Raw genomic sequence first — 13,929 nt, forward strand, 5'->3', positions numbered from 1 at the left:
ACCTTGCATCCCGGCCCGCGGCACGCGCCCGAAAACGACGGATGCCGCGAACCCGAAGGTCCGCGGCATCCGTACGGTGCGCCAGGGATTACTTGGCGGCGACCACCTGCAGGGTGATCACGGCGGTGAGATCGTCACGCAGGCGAATGGTCGCCTCGTGCTCGCCCACGGCCTTGATCGGCGAGGTGATGTGGATCTTGCGCTTGTCGAGGTCGCCCAGACCAGCGGTCTTGACGGCGTCAGCCACGTCGGCGGGCTTGACCGCACCGAACAGACGGCCTTCGGCGCCGGCCTTGACCGACAGCTTGACCTTGTTCGACTCGAGGTTGTTCTTGAGAGCCACGGCCTCTTCGTGGTCGTGGATCGCGCGGGCGTCGCGAGCGGCGCGAATCGACGCCACCTGCTTCTCGCCACCGCGGGTCCAGGCCACAGCGAAGCCCTGGGGGATGAGGTAGTTGCGGGCGTACCCGTTCTTGACCTCGATGACGTCACCGGCGCTTCCGAGCCCGGCGACCTCGTTCGTGAGAATCAGCTTTGCCATGTCGGTGCTCCTTACCGGCCAGCGCCGGCGTAAGGCAGGAGCGCCATTTCGCGCGCGTTCTTGATCGCCTTGGCGATCAGACGCTGCTCCTGCACCGAGACACCGGTGATACGACGGGCGCGGATCTTCCCACGCTCCGAGATGAACTTGCGGAGCGTCGAAACGTCCTTGTAGTCGATGACGCCGACGCGGATCGCCTTCGCGGGGGCCGCGTTCTTCGCGCCCTTCCGCGGCTTGCGGCGGTCGCCGGTTGCCTTTCCAGCCATTGTTTTTCCTTACGAGAGTGATGATCGGATGCCGCTGCACGCAGCACCCGGAATCCGATTCAGAACGGGGTGTCGTCGCCGTAGGAGGCGCCGCTGGTACCCGGTGCGCTCCACGCGTCGGGAGCCGAAGAACCCGGGGTCGCCCACGGCTCCTCCTGCACCTGCTGCTGCGGGCGCGACTGCTGACCGCCGCCGAAGCTTCCGCCGCCACCACCACCGGAGCCGGATGCGGCGCGCGTGACCTGTGCGGTCGCGTAGCGCAGCGAGGGGCCGATCTCGTCGACCTCCAGCTCGATCGCGGTGCGGTTCTGGCCCTCACGGTCCTGGTAGGAGCGCTGACGCAGGCGGCCGGTCGCGACGACCCGCATGCCCTTGGTCAGCGAACCCGCCACGTGCTCGGCGAAGTCACGCCACACGGACGCGCGGAGGAACAGCGCTTCGCCGTCCTTCCACTCGTTCGCCTGACGGTCGAAGGTGCGAGGAGTCGAGGCGATCGTGAAGTTCGCCACCGGCAGGCCGTTCTGCGTGTAACGCAGCTCGGGGTCTGCCGTGAGGTTGCCCACGACGGTGATGACGGTCTCGCCGGCCATGAGCCTTACGCCTTCGCAGCCTTAGCGGGGGCGGCAGCCTTGCGAGCGGCCTTCGCCTCGGAGCGCGCCTTCTCGGCGGCGACCTGTGCGATGGCCTCCTCGGCGCGCAGGACCTTGGTGCGCATGATCGACTCGCTCAGCTTCAGCTGGCGGTCGAGCTCCTGCGTGGTCTCGCTCGTCGCGGTGAAGTTGACGACGGCGTAGATGCCCTCGTTCTTCTTCTGGATCTCGTACGCCAGGCGGCGACGGCCCCAGATGTCGATGTTCTCGATGGTTCCGCCGTCATTCGTGATGACCTTGAGGAACTTGTCAAGGTTGGGAGCAACCTGACGCTCATCGATCTCGGGCTGGAGAATCACCATGAGCTCGTACTGGTACGTGTGCGTCACTGACCCACCTCCTTCGGACTAGAACGGCTCCCGGGCGTTTCCCGGAAGCAGGAGGGTGTGTAGCACGTGCCCGACCGAGGTCGGACAACCACAACAGCTTACCTGATCGCGCGTGATCCCGCCGACCGGTCACCGGTAGCGTGGGCGCATGGAGTGGACCGCGGACGTCTCGACCGGCGAATGGCTGCGCGAACGCGTCGACGATCCGTGGCGGGGGACGTTCCACGACGTCGTGCCGCGGGGCTTCGAGGCGTACGCGCGCATCCTGCATCCGGCATCCGTCCAGTCACGCGAGAGCGGCGAACGCCTCCCCCCGTTCGACGCGTGGGTCGAGATGCCGTGGCAGCAGTCGCAGCAGGTGACGGCAGACCTCGTGACCGATCCCGCCACGTGGGCCGAGACCGCCGCCGCCTTCGGGACGACGCTGCATCCGCTGGCGCAGTGGGATTCGATCGTGCGCTCGCCCGAGTTCGGCTCGAACCAGCGCAGCGCGCCCGACGGCCGCTGGTTCGCCGCACCCGGAATAGGCGAGCTCGACCCGCACCGCATGGCGGTTCTCGCGCGTGAGCTGATCAGGCACACGTCGACACCGGATGACGTGACCGCGGGCCTCTGGGAAGGCCGGGGCGGCCTGCTCGGGCACCTCGGACGCGCGCCGTCGCGCACGGTCTTCCAGCCCGGCGACCCCGACGACGCGACCCTCGCCCGCCACAACCGCATGCTCGGGTCGTCGATCGGCGACCGCTTCAACAGCGTCTTCCGCAAGCCCACGTGGCAGGAGGGCATCCTCTCGCGCGAGATCTCGGAAGGACCACGGCTGAGGCTGCCGGAGCGGGCCTTCGTCCTGTTCCGCGGCGCTGTCGACGAGTTCGCCGACGACGACTGGGAGCTGAGGCCGCCGTGGCGCGACCTCGCCGCCGAGGCGATGGGAGCCGTGCCGACGTCGCAGAGCCCGAGCCTGCTCTGGCCCGCGGACCGCGCCTGGGTCATGGTCTCGGAAGTCGACTTCGACTCGACGATCGTCGGGGGCTCGCGGGAGCTCGTGAACGCGATCTGCCGGTCCCCTGAGCTCGAAGCCCTGCCCCTTCCGGCAGACGCATCCCTGTCCTGGGGCGCAGACGAGGTCAATCGATGAGCGTTCCGTTCGATCCCCGACCCCTCCTCGAGCCGGTGTCGCCCGCCACCGCGCGTGCATTCCGGAAGCACCTGGCCGCCAGCGGCCGGCTCCCCGGCGGGTCGGGCACCGCCGGTGTGATCATCGCCATCGTCGTCATCGTCTTCGTGGTGCTCGTGTTCGGCGGCGTCCTGTCCGCCATCATCGGCGGCCTGGTGTTCGCCGTCGGGACGCAGTCGGGTTCCGGTGCGGTGGTCTCGCTGGCGCCCGTCATCCCCCTCGTCATCATCATCGCCCTCGCGGCGCTCATCCCGTTCTTCGTCCGCCGGCAGCGCGCTGCGCAAGCCGCGGTCTGGTACCGGCTCGACCGGTTCGCGCGGGCCAACGGCATGAGCTTCGAGCCGCAGCGGCCCCAGCCCCCGCTGCCGGGGATGATCTTCTCGCAGGGGTCGGGGCGGATGGCATCCAATCTCGTCCGCGGCGACCAGCCGCGCTTCGTCGAGTTCGCGAACTACCGTTACACGACCGGGTCGGGCAAGAACCAGCAGACGCACACGTGGGGCTACGTCGCGGTGCACCTGTCGACGCCGCTGCCGCACATCGTGCTCGACGCCCTCGGCAACAACGGACTGTTCGGCTCGAACCTCCCCGTCGCGTTCGACCGCGACCAGCACCTGAGCCTCGAGGGCGACTTCGACCGGTACTTCCGCCTCTACTGCCCGCGCGGATACGAGCGCGACGCGCTGTACCTGTTCACGCCCGACATCATGGCGCGCTTCGTCGACAACGCCGCGGCACTGGATGTCGAGATCGTCGACGACTGGCTCTTCTTCTACGGCAAGCGCGACTTCTCGACGCTCGACCCTGCGACCTGGTCGTGGCTGTTCGGTGCGGTCGGCGCCATGATCGACAAGTTCGCGCAATGGGAGCGCTGGCGCGACGACCGGCTCGCGCCGCCCGCGGCGTCCGGTGTGGGGGCGGTGCCGGCCGTACCGGCGCAACCGAGTCCCGCGGGGCCGGCTACGGCGGGACCGGGTGCGGCCGCCGGCGCCGCATCCGCGCTGCCCGTCACGCCGCCGCCGGGACTGCTGCGCCCGCCGCCCGGTGTCGCCGCGTCCGGCCAGCGCTTGAAGAAGAGCGTGCCGTGGATGGCGGTGGTCGTAGTCCTGCTGATCGTCACGGTCGGCGCCATCGGTCCGGTCATCGCCTTCATCGGCGGACTCTTCGCCGCCATGCGCTGACCGGCCGGCGTGACGCGAACAGGCTGAGCACAGGGTGGCCGTTTTGTTCACGACGAGGCTGCCCGGCCGGCCCTACGGTGAGGCCCATGACACTCGCACTCGGATTCATCGGAATTGTGACCAAGGACATGGCGGCGTCCCTGGCCTTCTATCGAGCCCTCGGCGTTCACATCGATGCGGGCCAGGACGACCGCCCTCACGTCGACGCCACGCTCGACGACGGAACGGCGCTGGCGTGGGACACCATCGACACGATCCGCTCGTTCGATCCGGCCTACACGCCCGCGTCGGGCGGTCACCGCATCGCGCTCGCCTTCGATAAGGGCACGCCAGCCGAGGTCGACGCAGCGTACGCGACGATGATCACCTCTGGATTCGCTGGGCACGTGGCGCCGTGGGATGCCGTCTGGGGCCAGCGCTACGCGACCCTGCTCGATCCCGACGGAAACTCCGTCGACCTCTACGCCGCGCTGAGCGCGAACTGAGCGGGGCTGCGACCGACCAGGCGCTGGAACTCGCGTGAGAGGTGCGGCTGGTCGGCGAAGCCGGCCACGGCTGCAGCATCCGCGATCGAAGAGCCGGACCGCAGCATCCGTTGTGCGCGGCGGGCCCGCTCGAGGCGCACCAGGGTGCCGTAGCCGTAGCCGAAAGTCGCAAGCATCCGCCGGCGGAACGTGCGTTCCGACATCCCGAGCGACGCGGCGGCATCCCGGGCCGGGACGGCATGGAAGGCGAAGCGGCGAGCGCCGTCGATCCAGGGTGCGATCTCGTCGCCGAGAGCGGCGATCCGCGAGACCGCGTCCTGTCGCCTCGACCGACTCGCCGCTCGCAGCATCGTCTCGCGCAGATGGCGCGCCTGCCCGGCGGTGGCGAGATCTTGGAGCGGGACGAGCTGATCTGCGACCGTGGCGAGGTCGATCCGCAGCACACCGGCGGCGTGGCCCGGCGCCAGCCGGAGACCAGTCGACCCATCCGCGCCGTCGGGCGCGGTCTCGAGCCAGCGTGTCGAGGGTCCCGCGACGTCGACCCGGCCGTCGCGGAGGATGAGGTCGACGCATCCGTCCGCGGGGATGACGGCATGCCCGGCGCTGTGGTCCGAACGCCACAGCGCCGCCGCGCCCGACAACCGCACCTCCGAGTACATGGGCTCAGTCTCGCGCCTCGAACCGGTCGAAGTCCCACTTGGGCCCAGAATCCGCCCTGGATACCCGGCCGAACTGGGACCTCGGCTCAGCCGCGCACCCTCAACCGCGCGTGACCGGGCTGATCACCAGCTCGTCGATGCGCACGTGCGGGGGCGCATCGACCACGAAGCGCACCGTGCGGCCGATGTCGTCGGGAGTCAGCATCCGCTTGCGGGCTTCGTCGTCGGGCACCTCAGGACGCAGGCTCAGGAACTCCGTGTCGACGTCGCCCGGGCACAGGTGGCACACCCGGATGCCGGCGGCGGACTCCTGCGCGTTCAGGGTCTCGCAGACAGCCGCGAGCGCGCGCTTGCTGGCGCTGTACGCGACACCGGCGACGGGCGAGAAGCGCCAGGCCGCGATCGACGACACCACGACCACACAGGCCGAGCCGGAGGCACGGAGCGCCGGCAAAGCTGCGTCGAGCACGTGGATGACCCCGTGGAGGTTCGTACCGATGACCTGGTCGACCTCGTCGACCGACTGCGTCGCCCACGTCCGCCGTGGCGAGTTCAGGCCCGCGGCAAGGACGAGCTCGTCGATACGCCCCCAGCGGCCGAGGAGTTCGTCGCGCGCCGCGCTCACCGCACCTGCGTCACGGGCGTCGAACGGCAGGACGATGGCCTCGCCGCCGGCGTCGGACACATCGCGCGCCGTCTGCGCGAGCACGTCCTGACGCCGTCCGCTGAGCGCGAGACGCCGGTCGGGGGCCAGGGCCAGCGCGGCCGCCCGGCCCATTCCGCTGCCGGCGCCGGTGATCCACGTGACGCGCCGCTCGGCGGCGCTGGAGGCAGGGGCCCCGGTCATGCCCGGGCCGCCATCTCGTACGCCCGCTGCGGGAACTGGGTCGCGAACTTGCCGCCGCTCACATCGAGCAGGGTGCCCGTGACGTAGCGCGAGGCATCGCTCGCGAGGAAGCAGACAGCGTCCGCCACTTCGCGCGGGTCACCCCACCGCCGTAGCGTGAGCGTGTCGAGCAGGCGACGCTGCTCATCGTGCGGCTTGTCGGCGAAGCCGTTCATGTCGGTGGGGATCATCCCCGGAGCGTACGCGTTCGCGGTGATCCCCCAGGGACCCAGTTCTCCCGCGAGTGTTCTGGTGAACTGGACGACAGCGGCCTTGGATGCCGCATAGGCCGCCCCGCCGACGCTGGGGATGATGGCCGCGAACGAGGCCGCGTTGACGATGCGGCCTCCACCCTGCCGCTTCATCGCGGGGATGACCGCCTGGCAGGTGCGGAAGGTGCCGGTGACGTTGACGTCGAAGACGCGATTCCAGGTCTCGGCATCGGCGTCCTCGATGAGACCGTCGCCCAGGATGCCGGCGTTGTTGACCAGCACGTCGATGCGTCCGAACCGGCTCAGCGCGGCATCCACGGCCTGCTGCACCGAAGCGGACGAACGCACGTCGCACGCCAGTGAGGCGCCGTCGAGTTCCGCGTCGCGGCGTGCGTCGTCGGCCCAAGCCACCGCATCTTCGGCGATGTCCGTCGCGACGACGATGGCGCGCTCGCGCATGAACGTCTCGGCGATGGCGCGGCCGATGCCGCGGCCCGCTCCGGTGACGACGACGACCTTGCCGTCGAGATCCCACTGCATCGTGCTCTCCTCCGATCGGGGCCGCGCCTACGCGGCCCTCCTCGATGATGTCGCAGCGCGGCGGCGTTCGGCAGCGACGAGCGACACGACGACGAGCCCGGGCGCGATCACGATGAGGGGCGGCAGCATCCACACGACGGTCGCGCTCACCCCGAGCCCGACCAGCACCAGCGACGTTCCGATCGGGTCGTCGATCACGACCGCGCGTCCCTCTCGCCAGAGGTCTATCCACCGTGCGCCCGGCGTCCAGAGCGCCGCGGTCCGCAGCATCGCGACGGCCACGACCACCGCCAGGCCGCCGCTGATGATCGCGAAGACCGCCCCGCCGGGAAGCACCCCCTGGGCCGCCCCGATCGCGTTCAGGACGAGGAGCGCGATGACCACGACGCTTGCCGTGCCGAACCACCAGCCCGAACGCACCGCCTGGAGCCCCCGGGTGGCGAGAAGACCGATCGAGTCGGGCTCGTCGTCGAGGTGCGCGCGGAAGTGCCGCACCCCCGCACCGAACGCCGGGGCGAGTGTCACGAGCGGCAGCGAAAGCAGAGCGACCCCGATGCCGACCACGAACATCTCGCCGAACCCGGCGACGCCCGAGCCGCCGAAGACCGCGCGGCTCTCGGGCGATCCGTCCGCCTTGCGCGCCGAGGTCATCCCTTGAGCCCCTCCGTCGCGACGCCCGCCACCAGGTATCGCTGGAAGGCGAGGAAGAAGAGGACCACGGGCACCAGGGCGAGGATCGCCATGGCCATCTGCGCGCCGTAGTCGCTCGTCGACGTCTGGTCGACGTAGAGGCGCAGGGCCAGCGGCATCGTGTACATGCCCGGATCCTTCAGGTACAGCAGCGGCCCGAAGAAGTCGTTCCACGACCAGATGAACGCGAAGATCGAGCTCGTGACGAGCGCGGGTCGCATGAGGGGCAGGATGACGGCGGTGAAGGTGCGCGCATGGCCGGCGCCGTCGATGCGCGCGGCCTCGTCCAGATCGCGGGGCAGACCGCGGATGAACTGGATCATGAGGAACACGAAGAAGGCGTCGGCCGCGAGGAACTTCCCCAGCAGCAGCGGCCAGTAGGTGTTGATCATGTCGAGCTGGTTGAACACGATGTACTGCGGAATGATCACGACGTGGAACGGCAGGAGCATCGTCGCGATCATGCACAGGAAGAACACCTTGCTGCCGCGGAAACGGATGCGGGCGAACGCGTACGCCGTGACTGAACAGGAGAGCACCACCCCGACGACCGAGGCGACCGCGAGGATGAGCGAGTTCACGACGAACGTCCAGAACGAGACTCCCCCGATCCCGGCGAACGCCGTGGCGTAGTTGTCGAGCGAGAAGGTCTCCGGCACGAGACTCACCGAGCCGATGATCTCGTTGCCCGGCTTGAACGACGACATCACCATCCACGCCGCCGGGTAGAGGATGACGACGAGCACGGCGATCGCGAGCACGTGGAAGACCGTTGCGCTCCCTCGCGTGCGCCAACCCCGCCCTCCCGCGTCGCCGCGACCGCGTCGCCGCGACGACGGGTCGGTCGTGATGAGCTCCGTCTGAGTGATCGTGTTGGTCATCGTTCGTCCCCCGCATAGTGAACCCACGCCCGCGATGTGCGGAACAGCATGAGCGTGACCAAGCCGACGGCGACCACCAGCACCCAGGCCATCGCCGAGGCGTAACCCATCTGGAAGTCACGGAATCCGCGCAGATAGAGGTAGAGCGTGTAGAAAAGCGTCGAACCCGCGGGTCCGCCGCTGCCGTTGGAGATGATGTAGGCCGAGTTGAACACCTGGAAGGCGTGGATCGTCTCGAGCAGCAGGTTGAAGAACAGCACCGGCGACAGCATCGGGATCGTGATCGAGAGGAACCGTCGCACCGGACCCGCGCCGTCGACGGATGCCGCCTCGTACAGCTCCGGCGGCACCTGCTTCAGTCCCGCGAGGAAGATCACCATCGGTGCTCCGAACTGCCACACGGTCAACAGGATGAGCAGCGGCAGCGTGCGCGCCGGGTCTCCCACCCATCCGCCCTCCGAGGCCGGCGGCCCCCCGAAGAACGAGCCGATCTGCGCGACGATGCCGTCGTCGATGAACATCGCCTTCCACACGATCGCGATCGAGACGCTGCCGCCGATCAACGAGGGCAGGTAGAACGCGGACCGGTAGAACCCCTGGCCCCGGCGTGGCGCGTTCAGCAGCAGCGCGACCCCGAGCGCCGCAGCGAGCTTCAACGGCGTTCCGACCAGGACATAGATGCCGGTGACTTTGACCGCCTGCAGGAAGTTGGGGTCGGCGAACATGCGCGTGTAGTTGTCCACCCCGATGAACTCGGGATCGTTGAACAGGTTGTAGTCGGTGAACGACAGCACCAGCGAAGCGACCATCGGACCTGCGGTCAGGGCGAAGAACCCGATGAGCCACGGGCTCAGGAAGAGGTAGCCGGCACGCGTCTCGCGCCGGGCCCGCACGGTCGAGCGCGCACGAACCGGGACGACGGCTGCAGGAGCAGTCATGGGATGTTCCTTTCTCCTGCGGTCCGGCGGCTCAGCCGTGCGGCAGGGTCGTGCGGAGCGGTCAGGAGGCCAGCACCAGGGAGATCTCGGAGAACAACTCCTGTGCGAACTGCTTCGTCGTCAGATCGCCGTACCGCAGCTGCTCGTGCAGCTCGCCCCATTTGGCCTCGATGGTGCCGTAGCCCGCGGGCAGGATCGGGTAGCTCGCGGTCAGCTCGTCGTCGATGGACGCGAGATAGTCGAGGTTGACGGTGTCGGCGGCGGTCTGATCGATCGCGTCGCGTCCGGCTTCCGTGGGCGGGGTGCCGAGCGAGGTGCCGAAGATCTTCGCGACCTCGGGCGAGGTGGTGAGGAAGTTCACGAAGGCGGCCGCGGCCTGCTGCTGGTCGGAGTTCTTCGCCACGCTCAGGAGCATGCTCGGCTTGGGTGCGAGCACGTGCTCGTCCTGGCCCTTCTCGAGCGGCGGCTGCACCATGCCGATGTTCTCGGTGCCGGCATCCGTCATGCCCTGCAGCACCGTCGTCGAGAAGTTGAACCAGATCGCCGTCTCACCGGCGAGGAAGCCCCCGCTAGGCGAAAGCGCGACGCTGCGCTCGACAGGGTAGAAGTCGCCGTCCTCGCGGAGATCGGCGGCACCGTCGAGGTACTCGATCACATCGTTCTCGTCGAACGCGGGCGCACCGTTCTCCTCGAAGACCGGACTGCCGTCCTGCATGAGGTGGTAGATGAAGTTCGGAAGGCCGCCCGTGTAGTCCTCCGCCCCGTAGATCCGGGGTTCGGATGACGCCCCGGCCGCGTTGACCTCGAGGACGAAGCCGTTGAACTCGTCCCAGGTCATGTCGTCGGTCGGATAGTCGATACCGAACGAGTCGAGGATGTCCTTGTTGTACATCATCGACCAGGCGTTCGTGCCCAGCGGGACGCCGACGAGTTCGTCATCGACCGTTCCAGATCCGAGCACCTGGTCGTCGACGCCGTCGAGCGGCAGCAGTGAGTCGCGGTAGGGCGAGAGATCGGCGAGCAGACCCTTGCTGGCGTACTCGCCGAGGTAGCCGGCATCCATCATCACCACGTCGGGAAGCGACTTGCCCGCTGCCTCGGTGTTGCGGGCGGTCCAGTAGTCGCCCCAGGCGTTGAAGTTCCGCACCACCTCGACGTTCGGGTACTGCTCGTTGAAGAGCGCCACGACCTCTTCGAAGCGAGCGGCGCGGTCTTCGTTTCCCCACCACGAGAAGCTGATCTTGGCCGATGTGTCCTCGTCGAACGTGATCTCCTCGGGAGCGGCATCGGATCCTCCTCCAGCGCCGCAACCCGCGAGCAGAAGTGCTGCGGCTCCGACGAGGGCGAGCGATGCGGGCAGTCTCTTCATCATGATTTCTCCTCATTGAGCGGGCATGAGCCCGGGGTGTCGATGGCGGTGGCGATGGCGGTGGCCGGCCGAGAACCGGCGGAGGTTCAGTCGGTGCCGGTTCCTCGGACGAGAGACCGGATGGTCTCGATGGGCAGCTTGGGTTCCCGGCCTTCGGTGAGCAGGCCGTTCCGCTCCTGCATGGTGTCGGTGAGCTGCGTCCAGCACCAGCCGGCGAGCCCGTCGGGTCGCCCGTGGAAGCCTCTCGTGCCCGACTGCACGGCCCGGAGGATCGCCTCGACCATCCGGCCGTACTCCTCTGCGCCGCCCGCTTCGGAGTAGCCCCACGAATCGTCCGGGCTCGCGTCGACTGCCCACTTCACTCCGCCGAACTCGGTGAGCATGACCGGCTGTCCACCGTCCGCCGTTCCGGGCAGACGCACGCGGCGACCGGCCGGGCCGATGCCGGAGACGAGCGTGCCCAGCTCGACCGCGTCGACGTCGTAGCGCCGGGCGAGGACGTCGCCGTCGGCCTCGTAGTCATGCAGGGTCCACAGGTCGGAGGTCCCGAGCTCCCATCCGTCGTTGGAGATGACCGGCCGGGTGGGGTCGAGGGCTTTGGTCAGGTGGAACAACGCTTCCGCGAAGGCTCGCTGATCCGAGCGCGAGGCGATGTGCTGCACGCCCCAGCTCTCGTTGAGCGGCACCCACGTGATGATGCTGGGATGCGCCCGGTCGCGAAGCACGGCTTCGGTCCACTCCGCGGTCGTGCGCTGCACGGCTCGCTCGTCGAAGGTGTACGTCGCGGCCATCTCGCCCCACACCAGGAGCCCGAGCCGATCCGCCCAATACAGGAACCGGTCGTCCTCGACCTTCTGGTGCACGCGCACCGAGTTGAAGCCGAGTTCGGCGATCAATTCGGCCTCGCGTCGCAGCGCGTCGGGCGAGGGGGCCGCGAGGTGGGACTCGGGCCAGTACCCCTGGCTGAGAACCGACCGCAGCGTCACCGGCCGGTCGTTGAGCAGCAGCGCGCCGTCGCTCCATGAGACGCTGCGCAGACCGAGGTAGCTCGCAACGGCATCCGTTCGGCCATCGTCATCCGTCAGTTCGATCCAGGCGTCGAGCAGCGTGGGCCGGTCGGGGCTCCAGAGCAGACGTTCGTAGTTCTGACCGTTTCGCTGTCCGTCCAGGGCGATCGTCAACGTCGCTCGCGTGCCGCTCGTGCGCATCGTCGCAGCGGCGAGCTCCCGCCCCTCGTGCGCGATCCGGATGCTCGCGCGTGCGCGGCCGGGCCGGCTCAGTCGGAGCTCGAGGGTCACCGTGCCGTCGGTGAGGTCGCTGGTCCAGTTGAGCGCGGTGATGTGCTGCGGCGCGATGGACTCGAGCCACACCGACTGCCAGATCCCCGTCGTGCGGTGGTACCAGATCGAGTGAGGCTGTTCCTCCCAGTCCTGCTTCCCCCGAGGCTGCGCGAGGTCGTGCGGGTCGTCCTCGGCGCGCACGACGATGACATGCTCGCGAGCTTCACCGTCGAGCGCGTCGGTGATGTCGACGGCGAAGGGGGTGTGGCCGCCCTCGTGGCTGCCGACCATCTGCCCGTCCACCCAGACGGTGGCCCGGTAGTCGACGGCACCGAAGCGCACGATCGCGCGCTTCTCCGCCCCATGTCCGGCGGCGGCGAGATCTGCGTCGGTCAGCGTCCGGCGGTACCAGACGATCGGGTGGAACCCCGTCTCGCCGATGCCCGAGGCCGGCGACTCCGGCGGGAACGGCACGAGGATGCTGCTGCCCAGCTCGCGACCGTCGAACCACCGTGCGGCGACACCGCGATCGTCGTCGTCGTAGGCGAACCCCCATTCGCCGTCGAGGAGAAGGAACGAGTCCCGCACGAGCTGCGGGCGCGGCCGCGCCGGTTCCAGCGCGCTCGCACGCATCGCGTCGGGCTCTCGACCGGCATCCTGCTCCACTGCAATAGCTCCCTCTGTCGGCTTCGATGCCGACCTCGTCATCTGTCCCGCCCGCAGGCGAACATGGAAACCGCTTTCCGTTCCACGTTGAACTACACGATAGTTCCACGCTGAACTAGAGTCAACATCGAACCCGAGACCCGCTCGACAGGAGACCCATGACCCGCGTCACACTCGCCGACGTCGCCGCCCGCGTCGGCGTGAGCGCGAAATCCGTCTCCAACGTTGTGAACGGGACGGGATGGGTCGGAGACGAGATGCGGCGACGCATCCTCGAGGCGATCGATGAGCTGGGGTACCGGCCCAATCTCGCCGCGCGACAGCTGCGCAACGGTCGCAGCGGACTGATCGCGCTCGTGCTCCCCGACCTGCGCGAGCCCTACTTCGCCGAATTCGCCTCGCAGTTCGTCACCAGCGCGCAGACCCGCGCGCTGACCGTTCTCATTGCGCAGACGGGCGGCGCCCGTCCCGCGGAACTGGCGATGATGGCCGGCGAGGGCTTCCCCGCGCTCGACGGGATCGTGATGAGCCCGCTCGCCCTTACTCTCGACGACGTACGGGACCGGCCGAACGGCCCCCCGCTCGTGCTGATCGGCGAGCAGGCCGAAGAGCTCCTCACTCCGTCCGTGCACCACGTCGGGATCGACAACATCTCAGCGGCTGCGGCCGCCACCACGCATCTCATCCAGCAGGGTCGGCGGCGCATCGCTGCGGTGGGGGTTCAGGAATCCGGGCCTACCGCCACCTCGCGACTGCGGTTCGACGGATACCGGCGAGCGCTAGCCGCGGCCGGGATCGCCGACGACCCCGCGCTCTACGCCTCGGTCGACCAGTTCAACCGCGCCGAAGGATCGACCGCCGTCGCGCGTCTCATCGCGAGCGGAACCGACTTCGATGCCCTGTTCTGCTTCAGCGACAGCCTCGCCCTCGGCGCGCTGTACACCCTCGGCACGCACGGCATCTCCGTGCCGGACCGCGTGCAGGTCATGGGCTTCGACGACATCGAAGAGGGACGCTTCCACATCCCCGCGTTCTCGACCGTCGACCACGGTGTCGAGAAGGCGGCGGCGTCGATCCTCGACATCCTGAGCGACGCGACGAGGCAGACCGGCGTGCACCACCAGGTGCCGTACCGCCTCATCACCCGCTGATCCCCCACCGAGGTCCCACTTCGGCCGGGAA

The 13,929-nt window shown here is 68.8% G+C and carries 16 protein-coding genes; 4 read left to right on the plus strand and 12 right to left on the minus strand.

Annotated features, from left to right (window positions below; all coding sequences use genetic code 11):
- Positions 1-88: 88 nt before the first annotated feature.
- From rplI to rpsF, 4 genes are read right to left on the minus strand one after another with little or no spacing between them, the layout of a single operon-like run.
- Entirely contained in the window at positions 89-541 is a 453-nt protein-coding gene (gene rplI / locus P6897_RS15650; RefSeq protein WP_023953547.1) for a 50S ribosomal protein L9, read from the minus strand.
- 11 nt (positions 542-552) lie between these two features.
- A complete protein-coding gene (gene rpsR, locus P6897_RS15655) occupies positions 553-807 on the minus strand; it encodes a 30S ribosomal protein S18 (protein WP_023953545.1) in 255 nt (84 codons plus the stop codon).
- 59 nt (positions 808-866) lie between these two features.
- Positions 867-1,397 (minus strand): single-stranded DNA-binding protein, encoded by a 531-nt coding sequence (locus P6897_RS15660; RefSeq protein ID WP_023953543.1) that lies wholly within the window; start codon positions 1,395-1,397, stop codon positions 867-869.
- 5 nt (positions 1,398-1,402) lie between these two features.
- The gene (gene rpsF / locus P6897_RS15665) at positions 1,403-1,759 is read right to left on the minus strand and encodes a 30S ribosomal protein S6 (protein ID WP_036305492.1); all 357 of its coding nucleotides are present in this window, start codon (positions 1,757-1,759) and stop codon (positions 1,403-1,405) included.
- A gap of 175 nt (positions 1,760-1,934) precedes the next feature.
- On the opposite strand from rpsF, the gene P6897_RS15670 reads away from it, so the two are divergent.
- From P6897_RS15670 to P6897_RS15680, 3 genes are all read left to right on the plus strand, one after another.
- Positions 1,935-2,921: a hypothetical protein gene (locus tag P6897_RS15670; protein ID WP_282501721.1), complete on the plus strand. Its 987-nt coding sequence runs from the start codon at positions 1,935-1,937 to the stop codon at positions 2,919-2,921.
- Complete coding sequence (locus P6897_RS15675; RefSeq protein ID WP_282501722.1) at positions 2,918-4,141, plus strand: hypothetical protein; 1,224 nt, start codon at positions 2,918-2,920, stop codon at positions 4,139-4,141. Before P6897_RS15670 ends, P6897_RS15675 begins: the two co-directional genes overlap by 4 nt.
- Positions 4,142-4,227: 86 nt before the next feature.
- Positions 4,228-4,626, plus strand: a complete 399-nt coding sequence (locus P6897_RS15680) for a VOC family protein (RefSeq protein ID WP_282501723.1) — start codon at positions 4,228-4,230, stop codon at positions 4,624-4,626.
- Here the strand turns inward: P6897_RS15680 and P6897_RS15685 are convergent.
- The 8 genes from P6897_RS15685 to P6897_RS15720 form a co-directional block, all read right to left on the minus strand.
- Complete coding sequence (locus P6897_RS15685; protein ID WP_282501724.1) at positions 4,602-5,285, minus strand: helix-turn-helix domain-containing protein; 684 nt, start codon at positions 5,283-5,285, stop codon at positions 4,602-4,604. The genes P6897_RS15680 and P6897_RS15685 overlap by 25 nt on opposite strands.
- Positions 5,286-5,385: 100 nt before the next feature.
- Positions 5,386-6,132 (minus strand): SDR family NAD(P)-dependent oxidoreductase, encoded by a 747-nt coding sequence (locus P6897_RS15690; protein WP_282501725.1) that lies wholly within the window; start codon positions 6,130-6,132, stop codon positions 5,386-5,388.
- Complete coding sequence (locus P6897_RS15695; RefSeq protein ID WP_282501726.1) at positions 6,129-6,923, minus strand: SDR family NAD(P)-dependent oxidoreductase; 795 nt, start codon at positions 6,921-6,923, stop codon at positions 6,129-6,131. Before P6897_RS15695 ends, P6897_RS15690 begins: the two co-directional genes overlap by 4 nt.
- A 27-nt stretch (positions 6,924-6,950) precedes the next feature.
- On the minus strand, positions 6,951-7,574 hold the full coding sequence (locus P6897_RS15700; protein WP_274179149.1) for a hypothetical protein: 624 nt from the start codon (positions 7,572-7,574) through the stop codon (positions 6,951-6,953).
- Positions 7,571-8,494, minus strand: a complete 924-nt coding sequence (locus P6897_RS15705; protein ID WP_282501727.1) for a carbohydrate ABC transporter permease — start codon at positions 8,492-8,494, stop codon at positions 7,571-7,573. The genes P6897_RS15700 and P6897_RS15705 overlap by 4 nt, the downstream gene beginning before the upstream one ends.
- Positions 8,491-9,432, minus strand: a complete 942-nt coding sequence (locus tag P6897_RS15710) for a sugar ABC transporter permease (RefSeq protein ID WP_274179147.1) — start codon at positions 9,430-9,432, stop codon at positions 8,491-8,493. Before P6897_RS15710 ends, P6897_RS15705 begins: the two co-directional genes overlap by 4 nt.
- Before the next feature lie 61 nt (positions 9,433-9,493).
- Complete coding sequence (locus P6897_RS15715) at positions 9,494-10,804, minus strand: extracellular solute-binding protein (RefSeq protein ID WP_282501728.1); 1,311 nt, start codon at positions 10,802-10,804, stop codon at positions 9,494-9,496.
- Between the two features lie 83 nt (positions 10,805-10,887).
- Positions 10,888-12,714: a sugar-binding domain-containing protein gene (locus tag P6897_RS15720; RefSeq protein ID WP_282501729.1), complete on the minus strand. Its 1,827-nt coding sequence runs from the start codon at positions 12,712-12,714 to the stop codon at positions 10,888-10,890.
- Positions 12,715-12,905: 191 nt separating this feature from the next.
- Between P6897_RS15720 and P6897_RS15725 the strand changes: the two genes are divergently transcribed.
- Positions 12,906-13,898, plus strand: coding sequence for a LacI family DNA-binding transcriptional regulator (locus P6897_RS15725; protein WP_282501730.1), 993 nt, complete (start codon positions 12,906-12,908; stop codon positions 13,896-13,898).
- Positions 13,899-13,929 lie beyond the last annotated feature (31 nt).

Origin of the sequence: Microbacterium sp. BDGP8, from assembly GCF_029991045.1 — a bacterium.
Classification (GTDB): domain Bacteria; phylum Actinomycetota; class Actinomycetes; order Actinomycetales; family Microbacteriaceae; genus Microbacterium; species Microbacterium plantarum.